At 69.1% G+C, this 25,526-nt stretch carries 14 protein-coding genes and 2 pseudogenes; 9 read left to right on the forward strand and 7 right to left on the reverse strand.

Annotation, left to right across the window (positions count from 1 at the left end; all coding sequences use genetic code 11):
• Positions 1 to 7 precede the first annotated feature (7 nt).
• Both E6K79_09555 and E6K79_09560 read right to left on the reverse strand, forming a co-directional pair.
• Positions 8 to 571, reverse strand: coding sequence for a DNA-3-methyladenine glycosylase 2 family protein (locus E6K79_09555; GenBank protein ID TMQ63914.1), 564 nt, complete (start codon positions 569 to 571; stop codon positions 8 to 10).
• Between the two features lie 95 nt (positions 572 to 666).
• The gene (locus tag E6K79_09560) at positions 667 to 2,049 is read right to left on the reverse strand and encodes a DEAD/DEAH box helicase (GenBank protein ID TMQ63871.1); all 1,383 of its coding nucleotides are present in this window, start codon (positions 2,047 to 2,049) and stop codon (positions 667 to 669) included.
• Between the two features lie 42 nt (positions 2,050 to 2,091).
• Here E6K79_09560 and E6K79_09565 point away from each other — a divergent pair, with 42 nt between their 5' ends.
• The gene (locus tag E6K79_09565) at positions 2,092 to 2,859 is read left to right on the forward strand and encodes a methyltransferase domain-containing protein (protein ID TMQ63872.1); all 768 of its coding nucleotides are present in this window, start codon (positions 2,092 to 2,094) and stop codon (positions 2,857 to 2,859) included.
• On the opposite strand, the gene E6K79_09570 is transcribed toward E6K79_09565, so the two are convergent.
• Both E6K79_09570 and acnA read right to left on the reverse strand, forming a co-directional pair.
• A complete protein-coding gene (locus E6K79_09570) occupies positions 2,856 to 4,253 on the reverse strand; it encodes a DUF4010 domain-containing protein (GenBank protein TMQ63873.1) in 1,398 nt (465 codons plus the stop codon). The two genes, E6K79_09565 and E6K79_09570, sit on opposite strands and share 4 nt — an antisense overlap.
• Entirely contained in the window at positions 4,114 to 6,879 is a 2,766-nt protein-coding gene (gene acnA / locus E6K79_09575) for an aconitate hydratase AcnA (protein ID TMQ63874.1), read from the reverse strand. Before acnA ends, E6K79_09570 begins: the two co-directional genes overlap by 140 nt.
• A gap of 129 nt (positions 6,880 to 7,008) precedes the next feature.
• Here acnA and E6K79_09580 point away from each other — a divergent pair, with 129 nt between their 5' ends.
• Entirely contained in the window at positions 7,009 to 7,635 is a 627-nt protein-coding gene (locus E6K79_09580) for a TVP38/TMEM64 family protein (GenBank protein ID TMQ63875.1), read from the forward strand.
• Here E6K79_09580 and E6K79_09585 read toward each other — a convergent pair.
• Complete coding sequence (locus E6K79_09585; protein ID TMQ63876.1) at positions 7,632 to 9,323, reverse strand: peptidase M48; 1,692 nt, start codon at positions 9,321 to 9,323, stop codon at positions 7,632 to 7,634. The genes E6K79_09580 and E6K79_09585 overlap by 4 nt on opposite strands.
• On the opposite strand from E6K79_09585, the gene tkt reads away from it, so the two are divergent.
• The 6 genes and pseudogenes from tkt (at position 9,217) to E6K79_09615 (ending at position 22,810) form a co-directional block, all read left to right on the forward strand.
• A complete protein-coding gene (gene tkt, locus E6K79_09590) occupies positions 9,217 to 11,250 on the forward strand; it encodes a transketolase (GenBank protein TMQ63877.1) in 2,034 nt (677 codons plus the stop codon). The two genes, E6K79_09585 and tkt, sit on opposite strands and share 107 nt — an antisense overlap.
• Before the next feature lie 7 nt (positions 11,251 to 11,257).
• On the forward strand, positions 11,258 to 12,868 hold the full coding sequence (locus E6K79_09595; protein TMQ63878.1) for a hypothetical protein: 1,611 nt from the start codon (positions 11,258 to 11,260) through the stop codon (positions 12,866 to 12,868).
• Positions 12,869 to 13,001: 133 nt separating this feature from the next.
• Positions 13,002 to 17,129, forward strand: coding sequence for a hypothetical protein (locus tag E6K79_09600; GenBank protein ID TMQ63879.1), 4,128 nt, complete (start codon positions 13,002 to 13,004; stop codon positions 17,127 to 17,129).
• A gap of 51 nt (positions 17,130 to 17,180) precedes the next feature.
• Positions 17,181 to 18,631, forward strand: a pseudogene (locus E6K79_09605) (glutamate--tRNA ligase).
• Between the two features lie 24 nt (positions 18,632 to 18,655).
• Positions 18,656 to 19,900, forward strand: a complete 1,245-nt coding sequence (locus tag E6K79_09610) for a glycosyltransferase family 4 protein (GenBank protein TMQ63915.1) — start codon at positions 18,656 to 18,658, stop codon at positions 19,898 to 19,900.
• Between the two features lie 93 nt (positions 19,901 to 19,993).
• Positions 19,994 to 22,810, forward strand: a complete 2,817-nt coding sequence (locus E6K79_09615; protein ID TMQ63880.1) for a hypothetical protein — start codon at positions 19,994 to 19,996, stop codon at positions 22,808 to 22,810.
• A gap of 17 nt (positions 22,811 to 22,827) precedes the next feature.
• Here the strand turns inward: E6K79_09615 and E6K79_09620 are convergent, their stop codons facing one another.
• Positions 22,828 to 24,294: an insulinase family protein gene (locus E6K79_09620; GenBank protein TMQ63916.1), complete on the reverse strand. Its 1,467-nt coding sequence runs from the start codon at positions 24,292 to 24,294 to the stop codon at positions 22,828 to 22,830.
• A gap of 108 nt (positions 24,295 to 24,402) precedes the next feature.
• Positions 24,403 to 25,116: pseudogene (locus E6K79_09625) on the reverse strand (insulinase family protein).
• On the opposite strand from E6K79_09625, the gene E6K79_09630 reads away from it, so the two are divergent.
• The gene (locus E6K79_09630; protein ID TMQ63881.1) at positions 25,004 to 25,237 is read left to right on the forward strand and encodes a hypothetical protein; all 234 of its coding nucleotides are present in this window, start codon (positions 25,004 to 25,006) and stop codon (positions 25,235 to 25,237) included. The pseudogene E6K79_09625 and the gene E6K79_09630 sit on opposite strands and share 113 nt — an antisense overlap.
• Positions 25,238 to 25,526: the final 289 nt, after the last annotated feature.

A 25,526-nucleotide genomic window follows, 5' to 3' on the forward strand; every position in this document is an offset into this window, starting at 1 on the left:
CCGCGCGCTACGCCTTGCCGGTCGGGTTGTCGATCGCTCTCCACAGATACCAGCTCGCCACCGTGCGAAACGGTCTCCATCGCTCCCCACGGCGGAGCACCTGCGCCGGCGTCGGGAGTCCCCGGGTGCGGAACGCGCGCTGGAATCCCTTCCGCACGCCGTAGTCGTGCGCCGGGAGCACGTCGGGGCGTCCGAGCCGTATCAGGAGCATCTCCACCGTCCATCGGCCGATTCCGCGGACCGCGGTGAGCCGCTCCACGATTTCCTCGTCGTCGAGCCGGCGGATCGCGGCCAGGGTCGGCACCGTGCCGTCGATGGTCTTCCGCGAGAGGTCCTTCACCGCCGCCACCTTGGCGCGCGAGAGGCCCGCCGAACGGAGAGCCTCGTCGCGCGTGGCCAGGAAATCCTCCGGCGACGGGAAGCGCTTCGGGCGATAGAGCGCGAGGACGCGCGAGAAGATCGTGGCCGCGGCCTTCCCGGTGAGCTGCTGGTAGGCGATCGCCTCGGCCAGCGAGGCGAACGGGCTTCGCGAAGCGTCGGCCCTCAGGCGGAATGGACCGTGCCGCTCCATGAGCGGCGCCAGCTTTGGATCGGAGGCGCGGAGGAGTCGCTCGGCTTCCTGAACGTCGAACGAGAGGGACACGCGTGGCGCCAAGGACCTTACGTCTAGAGGCGGCCCCGCCTGCGATCCGGACCGCGAACCGCCTTGGGACGCCGGCCGAAGCCGCCGCCGGCGGGTTGGCCGGAATGGGTCATGGGACGGCTGGGTCGCGACCCGCCGGAGCTCGAGCCGCCGCCGTGGTGGGCGCGGCCTCCGCTCGATCCGCGGGCGTTCCCGCCGGGTCTCCCGACAGCGTGCCCGCCGCCGTGGCGGCCGCCGTGGCCACCCTGGGTACGGACGCTGTCCGCGATCTCGCGGGGGCGCATCTTGTAGTCGAAATCCGGGAGGAGCACGCGCGGGACGGTGCGTCCGAGGAACCGCTCGATCGCGGTGACGTCCTTCTGCTCGTCGGGGCTCATCAAGGTGAACGCGTCCCCGATCGCGTCGACGCGGCCCGTCCTGCCGATGCGGTGGACGTAATCCTCGGGCGTGTGCGGCACGTCGTAGTTGACCACGTGCGTGATCCCCTCGACGTCGATGCCGCGCGAGGCGATGTCGGTCGCGACGAGGATCTGGATCCTTCCGCGCTTCAGGTCGCTCAACGCCCGCTCCCGCTGGCTCTGGCTCCGATTCCCGTGGAGCGGCGCGACGGTGAAATTCCGGCGCGCCAGCTGGCGCGCGAGGCGGTCGGCGCCGTGCTTCGTCCGCGTGAAGACGATCACGCTCCGGACTTCCGTGCGCGAGAGGATCTCGTCCAGGAGCTCGGTCTTGAGATTGCGCGGCACCGGGTAGATCGCCTGCGTGATTCCCGCGGCCGGCCGGGAAGGCGGCGCCAGGTCGATCCGGACCGGATCCCGGAGCGCCTCTTTCGCGACCTTGTTCAGGTCGGGCGGCATCGTCGCGGAGAACATGAGCGTCTGCCGCTCGGTGGGCAGGAGTTTCAAGATGCGACGCAGATCCGGCGCGAAGCCCATGTCGACCATGCGGTCCGCTTCGTCCAGGACCAGGACCTCGACGTAGTCGAGCCGAAGCGCCAGGCGTCCGTGCAGGTCGAGAAGCCGGCCCGGGGTGGCGACGAGAAGCTCGACGCCGGGCGAGCGGAGCATCCGCTCCTGAGGCGGGAGGGGAACCCCGCCATAGACCACGCCGACGTTCACATTCGTGAAGCGCGCGTAATCCCGCGCGTTGGTCTCGACCTGCGCGGCAAGCTCCCGGGTCGGCGTCAGTACCAGGGCGCGAATCTTGCGCGGGCCGTCCATAAGCCGGGTCAGGATGGGGAGCACGAACGCCGCGGTCTTTCCGGTGCCGGTCTGCGCGGCGGCGATCAAATCCCTCCCGGAGAGCACGACCGGGATGGCTTTTCGTTGTACGGGGAGAGGCTCGGTGTATCCGGCGGCGCGGACGCCTTTGACGATGGCGGCGGGCAGCCCAAGGGCGGCGAATGGCAGGGGGTTTTCTCCTTACGTTTGAGAGTGTTGTAGCATCAGGGAATGGCACCATTGTGGCTGAAAGACTGGCCGAAAGATAGCGCGAAGCGCGCGGCCTACGTCGACGAGGTTTTTCTCCGCGTCGCACCCCAGTACGACCGCCTCACGCGCCTCCTCTCCTTCGGCCGGGACGAGAGGTGGAAAGAGGCGGTGATCGAGCTGCTTCCGCCCGGCGCGAGGCAAGCGCGGGTCCTGGATCTGGCGACCGGCACCGGTGCCTTCCCGGATCTCCTCCGCCGAGCCGGGTTCCAAGGGACGATCCTCGGGCTCGATCGCAGCCAGGCCATGCTCGCGCGAGCCCGGGCGAAGTGCGCCGCGCACGAGAGGGTCTACCTTGCCCGCGGCGACCTGAACGCCATCCCGGTCGCCGCGGGGACCTTCGATGCGATCCTGGTCGGGTACGGGCTCCGGTACATCGGCGATCTGCGCGGCGCGATGGTCGCGGCTCACCGGGCGCTTCGTCCCGGCGGAGTCTTCATCTCGCTCGACTTCGGACTGCCTCCCTCTCGCTGGTATCGCCGCCTCTGCCTCGCGTACCTCTTCCTCTTCGGCACCCTCTGGGGACTCGTGCTCCACGGAAAGCTGGACACCTATTGGCACATCGTGGAATCGCTCCGGGCCTATCCGGGGCAGCGGACGCTCGAGAACGCCCTCGAGGAGGCCGGGTTCGCGCGGATCGCGATCGTGGAGCAGCTAGGCGGAATTTCGGTTCTCGCGCGCGCCGAGAAGCTGGCCGAGGCGCCGGCAGCCGCGGCATCGGCCGCGCGCTAGCGCAGGAAGTAGAGGGCGGCCCCCAGGGCGACCGCCATCACGGCGAGGCACGCCGGCACCAGGACGCGCACCGCGCCTCGTCCCAGCACGATGGCGGCGGCCGACTTGAACAACGTGTTCGAGAGAATCCCGACCGCGATGGCCTGCGACGCGGCGGCCACCATGGCCGGCTCCGACGCGCTCTTGGCCATCGAGATCGTCAGCGCATCCATGTCGGTGAGGCCGACGATCGCGCCCGATACGACGAGCCCCGTGTCTCCCCACTGCTCGCGCGCGGCGTGCACCGCGAGCAACACGACCTGGAACATCAGGGCCATCTGAAGCGCAGCGCGGAGCTCGAGAGGGTTCGAGGGCGCCTCGACGTGATCGCCGCCCCCATCCAGCCGTCTCCAGCCCAGAACCGTGATCACGATTCCAAGGACGAACGGAACGGCGATATAGGGCAGGAGGGCGGTCATGAGGTCCGGGTTCAATACCGCCGTGGCCACGAGGATGCGGAGGAACATCACCGTGCACGCCGCGATAATTCCGAAGGCGAGGGGCTTGCCGAGCGCCGGGTGCTCCGCGCTCTCGCGGGCGAAGGTGAACGTGACGCTCGTCGAGGAGACGATCCCGCCCAGAAGCCCGGCGAGCGGGTAGCCGTGGGTCACGCCGACGGCGCGCCGAGCGATGAATCCCGCGAAGCTGATGCCCGAAAAAAATAAGACGAGGAGCCAGAGCTCGCGCGGCCGGATCCCACCCCACGGCCCGTAGGGACCCTCGGGAAGAAGCGGCAGGACGACGACCGCCATGACCGCGAAGCGGATCGCCGCTCGGATCTCCGCGTCGTCCAGGCGGGCGATCGACGAGTGGAGGCGCGATTTCTCGACGAGGAGAAGGCAGGTCACCGCGATGATGCCGCTCGCGATCGCCAGGTAGCCGAGGCCCGCGAGGACGCCGGCCGCGAGCGTCACGAGGGCGGCCACCTCCGTGGTGCCCTCCACGTCGCGGCGGCTGACCGCCACGTAGCCGGCCAGCACCAACCCGACGGCCCCCGCCAGGAGGACCGTCGCGACCGCGGGCAGCCCGATCGTCCAGAGCCACCCTGCGAGCCCCGCCAGCCCGCCGAGGAGGGTGAAGGTGCGGACGCCGCCGATCCGCCCGGTCGGGCCGCTCGCGTGGCCGGACCACTGGCGCTCTACCCCGACCGCGGCTCCGCAGACGGCCGCCACCGCGATTCGAAGAACCCCGGTGGAATCGAAGTTCACGGGGTGCTCAGTGTTCGGTGGCGCCGAGGAGCTTGCGGAGCACGTAGGGAAGGATTCCGCCGTGCTCGTAGTATCGGGCTTCCTGGGGCGTATCGATCCGGACCAGGGCGCGGAACTCTCGCGCCGCGCCGGCTCCGTTCCGGACACGGACCAGGGCCTCGGCCCCGCGCTCGAGGCCGCGCCGGAGGAGGTCCGGAACTCCGAGGATGTCGTAGCGCTCGCGGCCGGTCAGCCCGAGGGAGTCGGCGGTCCGGCCGGCAGGGAATTGGAGCGGGAGGATTCCCATTCCGATCAGATTGCTCCGGTGGATCCGCTCGAAACCCTCCGCGATCACGGCGCGCACGCCCAGGAGCTTCGGACCCTTGGCCGCCCAGTCGCGGGAGGAGCCGGTCCCGTATTCCTTGCCCGCGATGACGATGGTCGGCACGCGCTCGGACTCGTACTTCATCGCGGCGTCATAGATCGTCAGCTGCTCGCCGCTCGGCACATGCGCGGTGAAGCCGCCCTCCACGCCGGGCACGAGGCGGTTTCGAATCCGGACGTTCGCGAACGTGCCGCGAACCATGACCTCGTGGTTTCCCCGCCGCGAGCCGTAGGAGTTGTAGTCGGCCGGCTTGACGCCGTGCTGCTCGAGGTATTGGCCCGCGGGACTGCCGCGCTTGATCGACCCGGCCGGGGAGATGTGGTCGGTCGTCACGCTGTCTCCCAGGAGGGCCAGGACCCGCGCTTCGTGAATCTCCTCCACCGCGGCGGGCTCGAGCGACATCCCGTCGAAGTATGGCGGCCGCTTCACGTAGGTCGAGCTTGGCTCCCACGCGTAGCGGTCGCCCTCGGGAACGGGAAGGTTCTGCCACGTCTCGTTGCCCGCATAGACGTTCGCGTAGGCCCGGCGGAACGTATCCGACTGGACGGCGGCGCGGATCGTATCCTCGATCTCCCGCCTCGACGGCCAGAGATCGCGCAGGGAGACCGGCGTTCCGTCGCTCCCGACGCCGATAGGCTCCCGGCTCATGTCGACGTCGATCCGTCCGGTGAGGGCGTACGCGACCACGAGCGGGGGAGAGGCGAGATAGTTCGCGCGAACCTCGGGGTGGATGCGCCCTTCGAAGTTCCGGTTTCCGCTCAACACGGAGGCGACCACGAGCCCGTTCGCCTCGACCGCCGCCGAGATCGGCTCGGGGAGCGGCCCGCTGTTCCCGATGCAGGTCGTGCATCCGTATCCGACGGTGAAGAAGCCGAGCTTCTCGAGATAGGGAGTGAGCCCCGCCCTTTCCAGATATTCGGTCACCACCTTCGAGCCGGGGGCGAGGCTCGTCTTGACCCACGGCTGGGTCTTGAGCCCCCGCTCCACCGCGCGCTTCGCGAGGAGGCCGGCTCCCACCATGACGGACGGATTCGATGTGTTCGTGCAGCTCGTGATCGCCGCGATCACGACCGAGCCGTCGTTCAAGGGAAACGTCTCCCCCGCCATGGTGACCTTGCCCACGGGCGGGGCCATGACCACGACGTTCCCGTCCCCACCCTCGCTCTCCCAGCGCCCGTCGGTGTCGGGGGTGGGCGGCGTCTTCGGCGCGACCTTCATCGTCGGGAGCGCCGTCTGGAAGTTCGACTTCACGTCGCGGAGCGGGACGCGATCCTGGGGACGGCGTGGGCCCGCGAGGCTCGGCTCGACGCGGCTCAGGTCGAGGTGGAGCTGGTCGGAGTATTGGGCCTCTGGATGCCCGGGGCCGGCGAAGAGACCCTGCTCCTTCGCGTATGCCTCGATGAGCCGCAACTGTTCTTCGCCACGGCCGGTGAATTCCAGATACCGGAGGGTCTCGGCGTCGATCGGGAACATCCCGCACGTCGCGCCGTACTCGGGGGCCATGTTGGCGATCGTGGCGCGATCGGCGACCGGCAGCCCCTCGAGCCCCGGGCCGTAGAACTCGACGAACGACCCGACGACCCCCTTCTGCCGCAGCATCTCGGTGACCGTGAGGACCAGGTCTGTAGCCGTCGCGCCCTCCGGAAGCGCGCCATCCACCCTGAAGCCGACCACGCGCGGCACCAGCATCGACACCGCCTGGCCGAGCATGGCGGCCTCCGCCTCGATGCCGCCGACGCCCCAGCCCAGCACGCCGAGGCCGTTGATCATGGTGGTGTGCGAATCGGTCCCGATCAGGGTGTCCGGGTACGCTTCAGGCTTCGGGCCGGGCGTCGCGAAGACCACGCGGGCCAGGTATTCGAGATTCACCTGGTGGACGATCCCGGTCGCGGGCGGGACCACCCGGAAATCGCGGAAGGCGCGCTGGCCCCATCGAAGGAAGAGGTACCGCTCGCGGTTCCGCTCGAACTCCTTCTCTGCGTTGATCAGGAGCGCGGCGCGCGACCCGTACTCGTCGACCTGGACCGAGTGGTCGATCACGAGCTCGGCGGGTTGAAGCGGATTGATCTTCTTGGGATCGCCCCCGAGCGTCGCCATGGCATCCCGCATCGCCGCGAGATCCACGACCGCCGGCACCCCGGTGAAGTCCTGGAGGAGGACGCGGCTCGGCGTGAACGCGATCTCCCGATCGGGCTCCGCGGCCGGATTCCACCGGGCGACCGCCTCCACGTCCTCGGCCCGAACGACGCGGCCGTCGAGCGTCCGAAGAAGGTTCTCGAGGAGGATCTTCAGCGAGTAGGGAAGGCGCTCGATCGGGAGCCCGGCGCGCGCGAGCGCGTCGAGCCGGTGGATCTCATACGAGCGGCCTCCGACCTTGAGCGTCGAGCGGGCGCCGAACGGATCGTTCATGCCGCATAGAATAAACGAGGCGGCCGTCACGGCCTCAGGAGAAATGTCGAAGCCCCGACGCGGCGGTCCGGTGTCGCGGAGGAAATTCCGGCTTCCGGGTCCCCGAGCGCTCGCGTAGAGTTCGCCCGAATGATCCCAACCCCGCGGCAGGAATCCGGAACAGAACCCGCGGGCCCGGCGAGGGGCGGGCGGCGCGGTCCGAGCATCGGTCTGATTTTGGCCGCCGTCGCCATCTTAGGCGCGATCACGGTGCTGGGATTCATGCTCGCGCCGTATTTCCAGCGGGAGCGGATCGAGGGTTGGGTTCGCGACGCCGGCGCGTGGGGCCCGTTCGTGCTGCTCGCCGTCCAGGCCCTGCAGATCCTGCTCGCGCCGATCCCAGGGTTCTTCGTGCCGGTGCTCGCGGGATTGTTCTACGGTCCGGTGATCGGCCCGCTCATCACCATGGCGGGATCGGTCCTCGGCTCGGCGGCCGCCTTCTGGATCGGGCGGAGCGGCGGTCGGCCCGTCGCGGAGCGGCTCGTGGGGACGGAGGCTGTCCAGAAGGCCCAAAACCTCTTCGCCGGGAAGCGCTGGATCGCGCTCGTGCCCTTATTTCTCTTCCCGTTCTCGCCGGCCGACGCGCTCTGCTTCGTCGCGGGGATCATCGGGATGGACGCGAAGCGATTTCTGCTCGCGGTCGCGCTGGGCCGGCTGCCGAAGGACGCGCTCGTGGCCGCCGGGACCGCCCTCGGCTGGAGCTTCCTCCGGCCCTAGCGGCCCTTACCTTTCGTCACGATCTTGATGGGAGTGCCGGCCTGGACCTCGGCGGTGGCGCGCATCCCATTCAGGATGGCCCCGTCTTCCACGCCGATCGCAAGCGGTCCGAAATCGGACCAGACCGTCGCGAAGGTCGCGGTGCGCTTCGCGGGCTGCACGGAGAGACGGTCCGGCGCAACGTTCAGCTTCGCCGGATCCCGGAGCGCCGCGATGCTTCGGATCGACTGGTAGATCTCGTCGTTGGCCAGGCCTGCCTTGGATTGTCCGATCACCTCCAGGAATTGCCCTGGGTGGATCCGGACGAAGCCCGCGGCGAACTCCGACTGCCCTCCTTGGCCCTGGAGGATGACGGTCCCGATCCACGCGGGGAAGTCCCGGAACTGCTCCGTCCGTCCGGTCGCGGTCGCGACCGACCCGCGGGCTCGCAGGGAATCCACGTACTCGGCGGGCGTCACCGACTGATCCTTCGTCGAGCCGAGGGTGACCTGCATCATCGCTCCCGACCCTTCATTGGCAGCCTGGAGCGCCGAAGGCAGATTCTGAGTCTTCCATCCGCTAGGAAGAATCATCTGAAACGCCAGGTCGGGATGGTAGAAGCGGTTGTCCTCGAAATAACCCGCCCGCGGATCGTCGCCGAACACCAGCCCCTCGATCCGCTTCCGGTATTCCGGGGCGCGGATGATGAGGTCGCCCTGCGTGCTCGAGACGGACGCGAGCGCGAGCTGGCGCGTGCGCACCTCGCGGTCGCCCGGGTCTGGGTGCGTCGACATGAAGCTGGGGATCGACTGGCCCTGCCGCTCCCCGATCCGCTTCAGCGTCGCGTAGGTCGCCGGGATCTCCCGCGGGTCGTATTTCGCCTTCGTCGCATAGGCGATTCCCAGCTCATCCGCCTGGGTCTCATGGTCGCGGCTGTACTTGAGGAAGAGGAGCCCCAGGCTTTGGGCCGCGATGCCGCCGAGCGGCCGGAACTGGGGCACGAAGATCGTGCCCGCGATCAAGCCCACCGAAGCGATCTGCTGCTGCGTCATCTGCTGCGCGGTGTGCCGCGCCGTGACGTGGCCGGTCTCGTGACCCAGCACGCCCGCCAGCTGGGCCTCCGAGTTCATGTACGCCAGGATTCCCCGCGTGATGTAGATGTAGCCGCCGGGGATCGCGAACGCGTTCACGACCGGCGAGTCGAGGAGGCGGTAATGCCACTCGAGGTCCGGCAGGTGCGAGGCCTTGCCGACGCGCTGGCCGACCCCGTCCACGTATTTGGCGAGCGAGGAGTCTCCGTAGAGGCCGTACTCGGCGACGATCGCCGGGTCGGCGTCCTTGCCCATCTCGAGCTCTTTGTTCTGCGAGACGAAGGAGATCTGCCGCTTGCCGGTCGCGGGATTGGTGGCGCAGCCGGGGTGCGTCGTGAGGAGGACGGCGAGCAGGGCCAGCGCGAGTCCGCTGCCCCTTGTCGCGAACCGCTTTCCGTGGCTCATTCGGGAGACTCCCTGTCCGTGGGAATGAATTGTGAATCCGATTATGATACACCGTTGGCTGGAATTCGCATCCCGCGAACGGCGCTTCGTCCCATCGGAGGAATGGATGCCCGCCATTTCCGTGGACATCGAACAGCTTTGCGTCAACACCATCAAGTTTCTCTCGGTCGACGCCGTGGAGCGCGCGAAGTCGGGCCATCCGGGGGCGCCCATGGGCGCCGCCGACATGGCGTTCGTGCTCTGGGCCAAGTTCCTTCATTTCGATCCGTCCGACCCGGCGTGGGTCAACCGCGACCGGTTCGTCCTCTCGGCGGGCCACGCCTCGATGCTCCTCTATTCGCTCCTCCACCTCTTTGGATTTGACCTGCCCATGGAAGAGCTCCGGCGCTTCCGCCAGTGGGAATCCAGGACGCCGGGGCACCCGGAGCACGGGATCACGCCCGGCGTGGAAGCGACGACCGGCCCTCTGGGGCAGGGCTTCGGCAACGGCGTGGGCATGGCGCTGGCCCAGCGGATGGTGCGGGCCCGGTTTCCGCGCCTCGGGCCGCTTCTCGACGGCCGGGTCTTCGGCATCGTGAGTGACGGCGATCTCATGGAGGGCGTGGCGTCGGAGGCGGCCTCGCTCGCGGGGCACTGGGGTCTTGGAAACCTCGTCTACCTCTATGACGACAATCACGTCTCGATCGAGGGACCCACGACGCTCGCGTTCAGCGAGGACGTGGGGCTTCGGTTTGAGGCGTATCGGTGGCACGTGCAGCGGATCGACGGTCAGGATCGCGGCCAGGTGGAGGTGGCCCTTCGCGCGGCGATCGCGGAGGAGGACCGCCCCTCGATCATCATAGCGAGGACCACGATCGGAAAGGGCGCGCCGACGAAGGAGGGAACCGCGAAGACGCACGGCGAGCCGCTCGGCCCCGACGAGACCAAGCGCGCCAAGGAGGCCGTGGGGTGGCCTCTCGAGCCGGCGTTCTTCGTCCCGGACGAGGCGCGCGACTATTTCAAGAAGGGCGCCGAGGAGAAGCGCCGCCATCGCGCCGCGTGGGAAGAGCGATGGGCCTCGCTCAGGGCCGAGGCGCCGGAGGAGGCGTCGCGCTGGGACGCGCTCTTCGGGCGCGCGATCCCGGACGATCTCGAGGCCCGCCTCGCGGCGGCGGTCGAGCCGGCCCTGGATCTCGCGACGCGCACCTGGTCCGGGAGAGTGATTCAGGCGGCGGCGGAGGCGGTGCCGTCCCTGGTCGGCGGATCGGCGGACCTCGCTCCCTCCACGATCACCGACATCGGGAAAGGGGGAAGCGTCGCTCCGGCGGGGCTCAAGCCCGGCGCCCCGATCGAGTTCGCCGGCCGCACCCTCCATTTCGGCGTGCGCGAGCACGGCATGGGCGCGATCGTGAACGGAATGGCGCTCCACGGCGCGTTCCTCCCGTTCGGCGCCACCTTCCTCATCTTCTCGGATTACATGCGCCCGGCGATCCGGCTCGCGGCCCTGACCGGGCTCCGGTCGATCTTCGTCTTCACGCACGACAGCGTTTTCCTGGGCGAGGACGGCCCGACGCATCAGCCGGTCGAGCAGCTCGCGTCGCTCCGTCTCATTCCGAACATCGAGGTCTGGCGTCCCGCGGACGGCCCGGAGACGGCCGCCGCGTGGGCGTCGGCGCTCAGGCGCAGCCAGGGACCGAGCGCGCTCGCGCTCACGAGGCAGAAGCTCCATCCGCTCGCCCGCGCGGGCGGAGCCGGCCTCGAGCCGGTCCTCCGCGGCGGCTACGTGCTTCAGGAGGCGGCCGGGGCGCGCGCCCACGCGATCCTCGTCGCGTCCGGATCGGAGACCCCGCTTGCCCAGGACGCCGCCGCGATCCTCGCGAAGAGGGGAATCCCGGTCCGCGTCGTATCGATGCCCTGCGTCGAGCGGTTCCAGGGCCAGCCCGAAGCGTATCGCCGCTCCGTGTTGCCGGAAGGAGCGCGCTACGTCGTGATCGAGGCGGCACAGACCGACCTCTGGTGCGCCCTCGTGGGGTCGGAGGCGCTCCGCCTGGGGCTCAATCGTTTTGGCGCCTCCGCGCCGGGCGAGACAATCGCGGAGAAGCTCGGGTTCACGCCGGAGGCGGTGGCGCGCCGAATCTCGCTCTGGCTCCGTCCCGAATGAGCGGAGCGTGACCGCTCCGGAACCGCCATTGGCGCCGCGCCACCCCTGGCATCCGCGTCACACGGCAATCCTTGTCGCGATCCTTCTTCTCGGCCTCGGACACCTGACGCCGTTCCTCGGCTACCTCACCGACGACACCTTCATCCACCTTCAATTCGCGAAGAACCTGATCGGAGGGCGCGGCTTCGCCTTCAATGCCGGGGAGCCGACGTACGGATCGACGAGCCCGCTCTGGGTTCTCCTCCTGGCGGGCGTCGGCCGATTCGTGCCAGGCGCCGGTGCGACCCCGGCGGACGTCGCCCGGATGCCGGAGATCGCGTGGGTCGCGAAGGCGTGCGGGGCCGTCTTCCTCGCCCTCTCGCTCCTCCTGCTCGCGCGCTTGGGAAGGACGCTCGGGTGGCGTCCCGCGAGCGCGCTTGCCCTGCCCGCGCTCCTGGCGGCCCATGCCTGGTCCGCGCGGTGGGCGATCTCCGGCATGGAGACGCCGCTCGCCGTCTTCCTTGTCGTGCTCGCGCTGGGGGCCGTAGCACGGGCCGCGATCGAGGGAAGGGGAGGGTTCCTCGCCGGGCTTTTTCTCGGCCTGGCGACGCTGGCTCGGCCGGAGTGCTGGATCCTCGCCGCGCTCGGGGTGGGCGCGGTCGCGCTCGCGGCCGAGGAGGGGCGCGGCAAGCGGACGCTCGCGGCGCTCGCGGGCGTCGCGGCCGGCGCCGGCCCATGGCTCGTGGACGCCTGGCTCCTGTTCCACCGGCTGCTCCCCAACACCAGCGCTGCGAAGGCGGGCGCACCGTTCGTGCCGGGCCTCATGATCTCGGCGCTCCGGGCCTCCCTCCGGATCCTGATCTCGACGGACGCGATTCCGATCGCGCTGGCCGTCGTGGCCATGGCGCTCGCGGGGCCGGGACTCCTACGCTCCCTGCCGCGGGGCCGGCGTGCGTTCTGGCTCATGGCCGGAGCGTGGCCGCTCCTCCTCGTGGCGGGGCTCGCCGCCGGCGGCGTTCAAGTGATCTCGAGATACCTCCTCCCCGCCGTTCCCTCGCTCCTCCTCCTGGGAGTCGCCTCGCTCCAATGGGCCTCCGGCCGGCTGGGGGCGCGGCGCCAGGTCCTGGCCGTCGTCCTCCTCGTCGCCCTCTACGCGGCGCCCAACGCGTACCTCACGCTGCGATATAGCGCGCCGCACGCGCGTCGCCATACGGCGGGACTCCGATCCTCGCTCGCGACGTTCGGGCTCTGGGCTCGCGGACACACGCCGCCGAAAACGGTGATCGCGACCCCCGACATCGGCGCGTTCGGATATTACTCGGACCGGCCGGTGCTCGATCTGTTCGGCCTGGTCACGCCCGCCATGGCCCCGATCGCGGTCCGCGAGGGGTACGACGCGATCGTCGACCGCCTCCTCTTCGAGAGGGTGGGCCGTCCGTCATACTTGATCGATCGCGCCCGTGAAGCCAACCGCCTCGCCCGGACCGACGATCCCGCCAACCCCTACGTCTTTACGGTAGCGCGCGAGATCTCCGACTTGGGGATCACGCGACCGGCTCCGTATGTCTACTCCCTCTACTCGATCCGGTGGGACGTGTATGACCGGATGCACCCCCGACTCGCCTTCCAAAACCGTTGAAATCCGGGCGCCGAAACGCTATCGTTTAGGGGTAGTAAGAGGGCCTACCTCTTGTCCTGGCGCCGCAGCTCTAACCTGATTAGATCCAGGGACTTCAATCCAAAACATTAACCTGAGCTCGAGGCGCCGCCGGATGATCCGGGCAGCGCCGGTCGTCGTCGCGTCTTTCGCGGCCGTGATCGGGCTTTCGACGTCCGCCTGGGCGCTCCCGCCGCGGCCGGCGCGGCAGGCTCCCGACGCGGGCCGCGCGGCTCCGTTCGCCCCGTCGCTCCTCCCGTCCACTTCCGGCTCGCCCGTCGACTGCGTCATCGTGGCTCCCGACTCCATGGCCGACATCTACCAGCGGTTGGCCGACTACCAGACTCGGACCGGTCGGGCCACCGTGGTCCGCGGTCTCTCGACGATCCGCGCGCTCGATCCCAGGTCGAACGATCTCGCGCAGGCGGTCCGGAGCTTCCTTCGATCCGCGTACGAGCTCTGGGGGATACGCTGGGCGATCCTGGCCGGGGATCACGAGGCGATTCCGCTCCGGGTCGTCCGGGTCCTGTCGCCCTCCCCGGAGGACATTCCGAGCGACGCGTACTACGCCGATCTCGACGGGACGTGGGACGGGAACGGGAACGGAGTCTACGGGGAAGTCGCGGACAGCCTCGACATGGTCTCGGACATCGCGGTGGGGAGGCTGTCGGCCAACACGCGCGCCGAGGCCACCATCATGGTGAACCGCGCGCTGCGCTACGCCACCGGGGTCTCGACGGCCTCCGTCGGCCAGAACCTTCTCCTGGCGGAGGTCCTCTTTCCCTCGGATTGGCAGCCGGGGCAGTTCATCTCGAGCGACGGCGCCCAGCAGGCGCAGATGCTGCTCCCCCGCACGCCGGGCTGCGTCGCCTCGGACCGCTACTACGAGAACTACACCGCCTACCCTGGCTCCTTGCCCTTCACCAAGTCGAACGCGATGAGCGCGATCGGCCAGGGCTACCACGTCGTGGCGCACTACGGTCACGGCTCCCGGTCCCAGCTTTCCTTCGGGAACGCGATCATCACCGCGCCGGAGCTCGCGTCGATCCCGACGGGGGAGTCGACCGCGCTCTGGATCGCGAACAACTGCGCGTCCGCGGCGGTCGACTTCGACTGTGTCGCGGAGCGGATGGTGCGGTCTCCGAACGGGGGAACCCTGGCGTACGTCGGTGCGACGAGGGATGCGTGGCCCGAGAACACGGCGCCGATCGCGAACGCGATTTTCGACCGGCTGTTCGGATCCTCCCCGATTCCTCTTGGGGACGCGATCGAAGGCGCGCGCGCGACGATGCTGCCGTCGGGCCGGTCCGAGACCCTTGCCCGCTGGGGCTACTTCGAGACCATCCTCCTCGGCGTCCCCTCGCTCGACATCTGGAAGTGCCCTCCCGTACCGCTCACGGTGACCCGGCCCAGCTCCGTTCCGATCGGCGCGGGCGGGTTCGCGGTGACGGTGCAGAAAAGCGGCGCCCCGGTCGAGTCGGCGCTCGTCGTCGCCTGGAAGGCGGGGGAGGACTACCGGGCGGTCTACACGAACGCTTCCGGGCAGGCGACCGTGCCGTTCCACCCCGCGTCGACCGGATCGTTTTCGCTCGCGGTGACGTCGAGAGGATGCGTTCCCTCCCTCGACTCGCTCACGGTGTCGGCTTCGGCCCCGGCGCTCTACGTCTTCCTGGGCGCGGCAGCGCGGGACGATCTGGGCGGGGACGCGGACGGAACCGTCGGCGCCGGCGAGCAGTTCGGGATCGGCGGCTCGATCCGGAACGCCGGCGGAAGCGCGGGGGCGGGGACCCTGCAGGTCACGATGCAGGCGCTCACGGCGGGAGTCGCCGTCAACGTTTCAAGCGGCGTCGCGCCGTCCCTGGCGGCCGGGGCCCAGACCGCGATTCCCTCGACCCTGAGAGCGCACGCGCTCGCCACGCCCCTGAGCGAGCGCTCCGAACGGCTCCGCATCATCGTCGGGGACGGCGTCCGCTCCGATACCACGCAGATCGCGCTCGCCGTCGGAGCGCCCGCGCCGCTTCTCGCCGCGAATGTGTTCAGCGACGCCGGAGCGGGAGGCAACGGGAACGGCGTCCTCGATCCGGGGGAGACCGCATCGCTTGCGTACACCGTGGGAAACGACGGCGGCGCGCGCGCGCGGAGCGTGACGGTCCAGGTCTTGAACCCGGCTTCCGGGGTCACGCTCATCGACACGAACGCGACCCTGGGCGACGTGGCCGCGGGCGCCACCGCCACGACGCCCGCGCTCCGATTCTCGGTCACCGCCGTTCCCTCAGGACGCCTCTACGACCTCAAGCTTCAAGATACGTACGGGCATTCGTGGACCTTCCCGATCGAGCGCTCGGCGCCGGGGCAGCCCGCCGCGCCGAACGTCGAAGCCTCGAGCATCAACCGGATCACGATCGGGTGGAGCCCGGTCGGGGCGACCGACCTTCTCGGGTATCGGGTCTATCGCGGTCCGAACGACGCCAGCACGCCGCAGCCGTTGATGTCGATTCCCGTGCGCCGGATTCCCAGCTACGAGGACGCGGGGCTTTTGACCTTGACCTCGTACCGCTACCAGGTGAGCGCGGTCGACTCGAGCGGCAACGAGGGGCCGCGCTCTCCCATCCTCCTCGCGAGCACGACCCCGCCGTCCCTCACCGGGTGGCCCGTCCCGATGGGACAATCGACCTCCTCGTCGGTCTGCCTCGCCGACCTGGACGGGGACCATCGGCCCGAGGTCATCGTCGGCGCGGAGTACCTCTACGTCCTGCGTCCCGACGGCACCGATTGGCTCGACGGAGATCAAAACGCGATCACGACCGGCATCTTCAGCACCGCGCTCCACTACATCCCGTCCTCTCCGACCGCCGCCGACCTCGATTTCGACGGAACTCCGGAGATCATCGCGGCGTCCTGGGACGACTCCACGGTCGGTGTGTGGAAGTCGAACGGAACGATGATGCCCGGGTGGCCGCGGAAGGGAGCGGCGCCGTTCTGGTCGGTCCCCGCGGTCGGCGAAATCGACGGGGATCCAGGCATGGAAATCGTGGTCGGCTCCAACTCGTCCCGGCTCTACGCCTGGAACTCGGACGGCACCGAGGTTCTGGACGGCGACCAGAATCCGTCCACCCAAGGCGTCTACTACGTTCCGCTCGGAACCACGATCTCCTCGCCCGCGATCGCGGACATCGACAAGGACGGCGTGCGCGAGGTCGTCTTCGGGACCTCGGCGGGGCGGGTCTACGCGCTCCGCTACGGGGTCCCGCTCGCGGGATGGCCCTTTGTCGCGACGGGTCTCATGAGCTCCTCGCCGGCGATCGGGGACATCGTCCCCGGCGGCGGCCTCGAGATCGCGATGGCTTCCTCGAACGACAGCGTCTACGTCCTGACCTCATCGGGAACGCGCGCCCCAGGCTGGCCGCGCCCGCTGGAGCTGACGACCGGAAACGGCCGCACGCCGTCCCCCGCCCTGGCGCCGCTTCGAAAGCACCTCGGAGATCCCTCGCTCTGCGTGATCATCTGCGGGGCGGACGGAAAGCTGACCGCGTTCGATCCGGCCGGGAACACGCTCCCCGGTTGGAGCTCGGTCCAGCTGGGCGCGAACGCCGCCACGGAGGCGTCGCCCGCCGTCGCCGATATCGACGGCGACGGCGCGCTCGAGGTGCTGATCGCAGCGGAGGACCGCCGCCTCTACGCCTTCCGATTCGACGGGACCCCGGTGAGCGGATTTCCGATCGAAACGGGAGCCGAGCTGCGCGGGACGCCAGCGGTTTGGGACCTGGACGGTGACGGCGCGTGCGATATCGTCGTCGCGGGCTGGGACCGAAACATTTACGCATGGCGCTATCCGGGCACCTTCAACCAGGGCGGGATGGCGTGGCCGATGTTCCATCACGACAACTGGCGCACCGGCCTCGCGACGTTCCCGATTCTCACCGCGGTGGACACGGAGCCGGCCGCCGCGGCCCCTCCGGCCCGCCCGTCCCTCGCGCAGAATCGCCCCAACCCCTTCAATCCGGTGACGGTGATCGGCTATTCGGTCGCCGCGGCGGGACCGGAGGAGGTCCGCCTGCGCGTCTTCACGATCGCCGGGCGCCTCGTGCGGACTCTGGTTTCGCGGCGCGTCGAACCCGGCTATCATGAGGCCCGCTGGGACGGCCGCGACGACCACGGCCTCCCGGCCGCATCGGGGGTCTATTTGTACCGGGCCGATATCGGCCGGACCGCGTTGACGCGGAAGATGACCCTGCTGCGATAGCCGGAGGGCGGACGCCCGCCGGAACGGTCCCACTTCCACCGAGGAGAGATCATGGCGGCGCCCGTGCGGGTGCGCTTCGCGCCGAGCCCATCCGGCTTCCTCCACGTCGGTGGAGCGCGCACCGCCCTTTTCAACTACCTCTTCGCGCGGCGCCACGGCGGCGCGTTCGTGCTGCGCATCGAGGACACGGACCGTGAGCGCTCGACGGACGAATCGATCGCCGCGATCTACGAAGCCCTGCGCTGGCTCGGGATGAGCTGGGACGAGGGGCCGGAGATCGGCGGATCGTTCGGACCGTACCTCCAGAGCGAGCGCCTTCCGCGCTACGCCGAAGCGGGCAAGCGGCTGCTCGGAGATGGAAAGGCCTATCGCTGCTTCTGCGATCCGGAGGACCTGAAGCGCCGCCGCGACGAAGCCATGCGCCGGGGCGAGCCTCCGAAGTACGACCGCGCCTGCCTCAAGCTATCGCCCGAGGAGAGCGCGGCCCGCGCCGCGAAGGGGGAGCCGCACGCGATCCGATTCCGGATTCCGGATGGCGAGACGACGTGGAACGACCTCGTCCGGGGCGACGTGACGTTTCAGAACGCGGTGCTCGACGACCTCGTGATTCTCCGGACCGACCGCCATCCGACCTACAATTTCGCCGCGGTGGTCGACGACCATGCGATGGAGATCACGCACGTGCTGCGCGGGGACGACCACATTTCGAACACGCCCCGCCAGATTCAGATCTACCGCGCGCTCGGCCTCACGCCGCCGCAGTTTGCCCATATCCCGATGATCCTGGGCCCCGACGGGACACGCCTCTCGAAGCGGCACGGCGCGACATCGGTGACATCCTTCCGGGACGAAGGGTTCCTTCCGGAAGCCATGGTCAATTTCCTCGCGCTCTTGGGGTGGGCCTACGACGGGGAGCGAGAGATCTTCACGATGGAGGAGCTGACGCAGTTCTTCTCGCTGGACCGCGTCTCCAAGAATCCCGCGATCTTCAACTACGAGAAGCTGGAGTGGATGAACGGCGAGTATTTCCGCGCGCTCCCGCTCGGTCGCCGGACGGACCTCGTGATCGACCACCGTCGCGCGACCAAGGCGCTCCCGGAGTCGGCGCTCAAGGACCGCACGTTCCTCATGCGCGCCGTCGAGGCGGCCGGGGACCGGATCAAGCGGCCCCAGCACTTCATGGACTACCCGAGCCGGGTCCCTGGCAGGATCTTCAGGCGAAGCCCGGCGTCGCCGCCCGCCTGCGAAAGCTCGCCTCGACGCTCGAGCGGGTCACTCCGTTCGAGCACGATCCGCTGGAAGAGGCCACGCGCGCCGTGGCGAAGGAAGAGGGCGTGAAGGCGGGCGAGGTGATCATGCCGGCCCGGATCGCGCTGACCGGCAAGAAGGTCACGCCCGGCATCTTCGACGTCATGCTTCTTCTGGGGCGCGAGCGCACGGTGCGGCGGCTCGCCGACGCGGCCGATCGGCTGGAGGCGCCCTCCCCGGCGCCGGCCGGCTAGCGGATGGCGCTCACGCTCCAGACGTTGCGCGTCGCCCTCGTCCACGACTGGCTGACCGGGATGCGCGGCGGAGAAAAGTGCCTCGAGGTCCTCTGCGAGCTCTTCCCGCACGCCGACCTGTACACGCTCGTTCACCGCCGCGGCAGCGTTTCCAAGACGATCGAGTCCCGAACCGTGCGCGAGTCGTGGATCGCCCGCCTCCCCGGAGGCCGTCGCCACTATCGCTGGTACGTGCCGCTCTATCCGCTGGCGATCGAGTCGTTCGATCTGACCGGCTACGACCTCGTGATCTCGACCAGCCACTGCGCCGCGAAGGGGGCGCTCACGCGCGCGGACACGCTCCACGTCTGCTACTGCTTTACTCCGGTCCGATACTTCTGGGATCTCTACCCGGACTACTTCGGCCCCGGGCGGGGAAGCGCGCTCGGACGGGCGCTGGCGCCCTGGATCGCCCACTACTTTCGAATCTGGGATCGCGTGAGCGCGGACAGGGTCGATCTCTTCGTTGCCGACTCGCGCCATGTCCGGGCCCGGATCGCGAAGCACTACCGCCGTCCCGCGCGCGTGATCTACCCGCCCGTCGACACCGCCTTCTTCACGCCCGCGACGATACCGGCGGGTCAACCCGATTCGGGGACCGCGGCGGCCGGCGCGGGTGGCGCCGCGGCCTCGCCCGGCGTGGAGAGCGCCGGAGGGGCGGCCGCGCCGTATCTCGTCGTGTCGGCGCTCGTTCCTTATAAGGGGGTCGAGCGGACGATCCGGGTCGCGAACCGGCGGCGATTTCCGCTGCGGATCGTCGGGACCGGCCCCGAAGAGAACCGGCTGCGCTCCATCGCGGGCCCCACGGTCCGCTTCGACGAGTGGCTCTCGATGGAGGCGTTGCGCGACGCGTATCGGGGCTCGAGGGCGCTGATCCAGGCCCACGAGGAAGACTTCGGTATCGCGCCGCTCGAGGCGATGGCGTGCGGCCGCCCCGTGATCGCGCTCCGGAAGGGCGGCGCCGCCGAGGTCGTCGCGGCGGGCACGGGGGTCCTGTTCGACGAGGCGACGGAGGGGGGCTTGGAGCGGGCCGTCGACGAATTCGAGTCGCGGCGATTCAATCCCGCCGAGGTCCGGCGCCACGCACTCGGGTTCGACCGGCAGGTCTATCGCGAGGCGATGGAGGCGCTCCTCCACGAGGCGGTTGAAGCGTTTCAGAGGCGGGAGGCGGATCCTCCCGGGCTCGACCGTCTGGCCGGAGCTTGCGCCGAGCAAGACACTGTGGTATAATAGGTTGTAGGATCGCTTTCAACCGAGTCCCGGGAGACACGCTCCAGGAGGCTCCATGCCGGTTCTTCCGCTTCCGTCTCCCGCGTCGCCGTCATGAGGCCGGCCCTCGCCGTGCTCGCGGCCGCCGGGGTCGCGACGATCGCGATCCTCCTCCTCCTCAGACCGTCGTCCCTCCGCTCCTCGACGACCGCGACCAGCGACTACGCGAACTTCGAGGCGCTCCAGGTCCATCCGCTGGCCATAACGCCCGACCGGACCCGGCTCCTCGCCGTGAACACGCCCGATGCCCGGCTCGAGGTGCTCACGATCGGTGCCCACACCCTGAGCCGGCTCGGCGAGATCCCGGTGGGATTGGAGCCCGTTTCGGTCTCGGCGTTCAACGACAGCATCGCCTGGGTGGTCGACAACGTCTCCGATGCGGTGAGCATCGTGAATCTACGGACCTTCAGCGTGGAGAACACGCTCACGGTCGGGGACGAGCCGACCGACGTGGTCTTCGCCGGGAGTCCAAAGCGGGCCTTCGTCTGCGTCAGCGGCGAGGACGCCGTGAAGCTCTACGATCTCGTGGATCCGCTCGCGCCGACGCTCGCCGCGAACCAGACGATCCAGGGCACGCACCCGCGCGCCCTGGCCGCGTGGGGCAACGAGGTCTACGTCGGCGTGCTGGACGCCGGGAACCGGACGAGTGTCGTGAGCGCGAGCCTCGTGCGGGCCGGCGGCGGCCCGCCGCCGCCGAGCCCGCCGCGCAAGCTGACCTCCTCCGCGCCCGACGTCGCCCTCATCGTGCAGCAGGTCGGAAGCGATTGGGTGGACGAGCGCGCCGCCTCCCAGAAGACCTGGAACTCGGTCATCCCCTACACCCTGCCCGACCGCGACGTGCAGGTCCTCGACGCGAGCTCGGGGGCGCCGGTCCGAACGGTCTCCGACGTAGGCACCAACCTCTTCAACCTCGCCGTGGCGCCCGGGAGCGGAAACGTCTACGTCACGAACACCGAGGCCTTCAACCGCACGCGCTTCGAGCCGAACTTAAGGGGACGGTTCGCGCAGAATCGGATTTCGCGGATCCGACCCGGGCAGACACTCCCGTCCGACGTCTGGCACCTGAACAGCCACATCGTCTACGACACGATTCCGGGCCCGTCGTTCGAGAGGGACCTGAGCCTCTCCCAGCCGATCGACATCGCGGTGAACGCTGCCGAGACGCGCGTCTACGTGGCCGCGCTCGGGTCGGACAGGGTGGGGGTCTTCGATCTCTCGCAGGGAACGGTGGTGAACCGGATTCCGTCCTCGCTCGCCCCGCTGCCGAAGCGCGGGGGCCCGACCGGATTGGCGCTGGACGAGGCCAGGGCGCAGCTTTTCGTGCTCAACCGATTCGCCAACTCGGTCTCGATCGTGGACCTCGGCACGGAGAACATCGTCGGGGAGACGTTCTTTCGTTTCTATCCGACTCCCCGGGAGGTGTTCGAGGGACGGCGGTTCCTCTACGACGCGACGCTCTCGGGCCACGGCGATCTCGCCTGCTCCTCCTGTCACATCGCGAGCAACTTCGACAACATCGCCTGGGATCTCGGTGACCCGCAGGGCGATCCCATCCCGGTGCCGCCGGGGCAGTCGCCGTTCCTACCGCCGTTCGATCCGATGAAGGGCCCGATGACGACGCAGTCGCTGCGCGGGCTGAGCGGAACGGGGAACCTGCACTGGCGGGCCGACCGTGAGAACTTCCTCGCCTTCAACCCCGCCTTCGTGAAGCTGATGGGGAATGATGCTCAGCTCTCGACCACCGACATGCAGAGGTACAACGACTTCATCATGACGGTGGTCTACCCCCCGAACCCGAATCAGAATCTGGACCGGACGTGGCCGGACCCGGCGGCGCCAACTCCGAGTCCGACGCGCGGGAAGATCGAGTTCGACACGAACAACCACGACGGGGGCACCTGCGCCGCGTGCCACGCCTTCCCGGCCGGCACGAACGGGACGATCATCCCGGGGCCGCTGCTTCAAGAGAGCCAGGGGATGAAGGTGCCGCAGCTGCGGAACGCGTACGCCAAGACCGGCTTTACCAACGCGGCCGGCCCCCAGAAACGGGGCTTCGGCTACATTCACGACGGCTCGATCGACAACCTGATCACGTTTCTGCACCTCCCGGTGTTCAATTTCCAGAACGAGCAGCAGCGGCGCGACCTCGCGTCGTTCATCCTCTCGTTCGACACCGGGATGGCCCCATCGGTCGGCCGGCAGCTCACGATCAGCGCCTCGACCAAGAATCTGGCCTCAACGACGTCGCTGCTCGACTCGCTCTACCTTGAGGCCGACATCGGCAACTGCGACCTGGTGGCGCACGGGTACATCGACGGCCAGAATCGCGGCTACCGATACACCGGCGCCCGCAAGTTCGAGAGCGATTACAACCCGGAGGGCGTCCTTGACGCCGATCTCCTCCGCGGGCTCCCCGACGCTCCCGGCGAGGCGATCACCTATCTCGGCGTGCCGCCGGGCTCGGGCGTGCGGATGGGGATCGATCGCGACCGGGACGGGTACCGCGACCGCTACGAGATCGCGCTCGGGTCCGATCCCGCCGATGCGAGCTCGGTCCCGTCGGTGAGCGCGATCACGATGCCTCCGACCGCTCCGATCGCGCGGCTGTCGCAGAACGCGCCGAATCCGTTCAATCCATCGACGGTGATCGCCTATGATGTGGCCCACGCGGGCACGGTGAAGCTCCACGTGTTCGACGCGGCCGGGCGGCTCGTGCGAACCCTCGTCGACGCCAACGTGCCCGCGGGGCGGCATACCGTGCGCTGGGACGGCGCGGATGATCAAGGCCGACCGGCCGCGAGCGGGCGCTACTACTACCGGCTCCGCGTCGGGCCGAAGGTCCTGACGAGGGACATGACCCTCATCAAGTAGCGGGAGTTGCCGGGGCGCTACTGCGGGATTGAATCGAGGTCGCCGGCGACGACCAGGTGGAGCTTCTCGGGGAGCAGGCGCGACCGGATGACCGCGTCCACCTGATCGCGGGTGACCGCGCGGACCCGATCGGGGAATTCGTCCAGGTAGCGCGGCCCGAAACCATACTTATCGGCGAAGGCGAGCGCGGAGGCCACGCCGGCGTTGGTCCCCAGCTGCACGCGGAAGCTCCCGGCGAAATAGTTCTTCTGGGTCTCGACCTCCGCGTCGGTGATCCCCTCCTTGCAGTAGCGCTCGATCTCCTCCCGCGTCGAGTGCATCGCCTTCGCCAGATTCTTGGGCGCCACCGCGACGTTGACCATCCAGATTCCGTCCAGGTAGTCGGACCAGGCGAATCGCGACGCCAGGGTGTAGCTCAACCCTTCGCGGTCGCGCACGCGCTTCCCGATCCGCGACGTCAGCGAGCTCTGGCCGAGCGCGGCGTTCGCGACGATCGCGGCCTCCCACTCGGAATCCGTGCGCTTCAACCCGCTGGCCTCTCCGAACGTGAAGTTCATGTTGGCCTTCCCGCGCATCGTCTCCACCGCGCGCTCCGCCGCGTTGGGCGCCGTGCGGGCGCGGTCGTAGTCGGGCCGGTCGCCCCTCGGGATCGGCGCGAAGAGCGAGTCCACGAGCGCGGCCACCATCGCCGTGTCGACGTCGCCCGCGACGGAGAGGATGAGCCCCGACCCGACGTAGTGTCCGCGGTGGAACGACCGGAGGTCCGCCACCGTCGCCGCGTCGAGGCTCGCGAGCATCTCCTCGCGGTCGGCGGCCCGGTACGGATGGCCCTTCGGGAAGATGAGCCGCGAGAGGCGGTCTCGAGCGCGGATGCCGGTGCTCTCGTAACTGCGGAGGAAATCGGCCCTGAGCTCGCTTTTGGCCTTCGCCAATTCGTCCGGCGCGAAGGCCGGATGCCGGACCTCGTCGGCGATCACGGAGAGCAGGAGCCGAACGTCGCGCGAGAGGGCGGAGCCCACGATCGTCGCCTCGCTCAGATCGGCGCCGATCGAGACGCTCGCTCCGACGTCGTCGAGGAGCGCCGCGATGGCGCGCTTGTCGCGCGTCGTGGTTCCGCGGGTCAGCATCATCGCGGCGAGCGACGGGATCGCCGGCTTCCCGGCCGGCGCCTCCTGGCGTCCCGCGAGCACGAGGCCGCTCACCGCGACGGTGGGGACCGCGGGGTTCGCGATCACGTCCAGGATCACCCCGTTCGGAAGGACGCGGTGGAGCGTGCGATCGGCGAACCTCTCGCCGCGCGCGGTCTCGGTCGCCCCGCCGGCGCCCGGCCGCTTCGATCGGGCGGGCCGCTTGCTCGGTGCCTGCGCGGGCTTCGCCGGCGCGGCGTCGCCCTGGACCGGCACGAACCAGCCGACGGTGGCGTGCGCCGGAACGAGGTAGCTCTTGGCGACGCGCTGGACATCCTCGGCGGATACTCGCTTCATCGCGTCGATGTATCCCACGAACCACTTCCAATCGGCGGAGGCGACCGCCTCGCCCAGCGAGGAAGCGAGCTGGTAGGTCCCGTCGCGGGAGCGGATGATCGAGACCTCGAGGCGGCTCTTCGCGCGAGCCAGCTCCACATCCGTCACGCCATGCTCCGCGACGCGGTACAGGGTTTCCTTGATGGCGGCTTCCACCTTGGCGGGCGTCGAGCCCGGAGACACGGTCGCGGTCGCCACGAGCGGGTAGGGATCCCGGAGGCCGTAGCTTTCGGCGTCCACGTCGGTGGCGAGACCGGTCTCCACGACGGCCTGATAGAGCCTCGAGTTCACGCCGCCGGAGAGGATCGTGGCCAGCACATCGAGCGGGATGAAGTCGGGATGTAGGGCGCCGGGACGGAGGTAGGCGATCTCGACGAGTCCCACCTCACCGGGCCGGCTCACGATGACGCGCCGCTCTCCCTCCTGGGGCGGCTCGACCGTGATGATTTCCGGGATCGGGGTCGTGGAGCGCGGGAAGGTTCCGAACTCGCGATCGAAGCGCCGCAGAGCGTCGAGCGGGTCGAAATCGCCGACCAGGATCGCCTCGGCGTTGTTGGGCCAGAAGAAGTTCTTGTAGTGCTCCCGCAATTTCTCCGTCGTGACCCCTTCGATGTCGGAGCGATACCCGATCGTGGGCCAGTGGTAGGGGTGGGCGACGATGCAGGCCGCGATGACCGATTTGTCGAGCGCGCGCGCGGGATTGTTCTCCCCGATCTCGTACTCGTTCCTCACCACCGACATCTCGGGTTGCCGCTCCTGGTCGAGGATGAGCGCGCGGCCCATCCGGTCCGCTTCGATCCGTATCGCGAGGTCGAGCTTGTCGGACGGCAGCGTCGAGTACCCGGTCATCCGGTCGTACCAGGTGGTCATGTTGGTACTCGAGAAATCGGCGCCGGCCTCGTAGAGGACCTCCTGGAACGTCTGGTGGCCGTTCGCGCGACCGAAGTTCTTCGTGCTCTTGTTGAAGATCATGTGCTCGAGGAGATGCGCCGACCCGGTGTTTCCCGGAGCCTCGTTCCGGGATCCGACGTGATAGACGACGAGGAAGGTGATGACGGGGGCCGCGTGACTCGGGGAGAGCAGGATCTTCATCCCGTTCGAGCGAAGCCGGTACTGCGTGATCCCGCCCATGGAGTCGAGCCGCTCGACGTTCGCAGGGAGCGCTAAGTCGCGCGAGGTCGACGACGGGCGAG

Source organism: Candidatus Eisenbacteria bacterium (assembly GCA_005893305.1).
GTDB lineage: Bacteria > Eisenbacteria > RBG-16-71-46 > SZUA-252 > SZUA-252 > WS-9.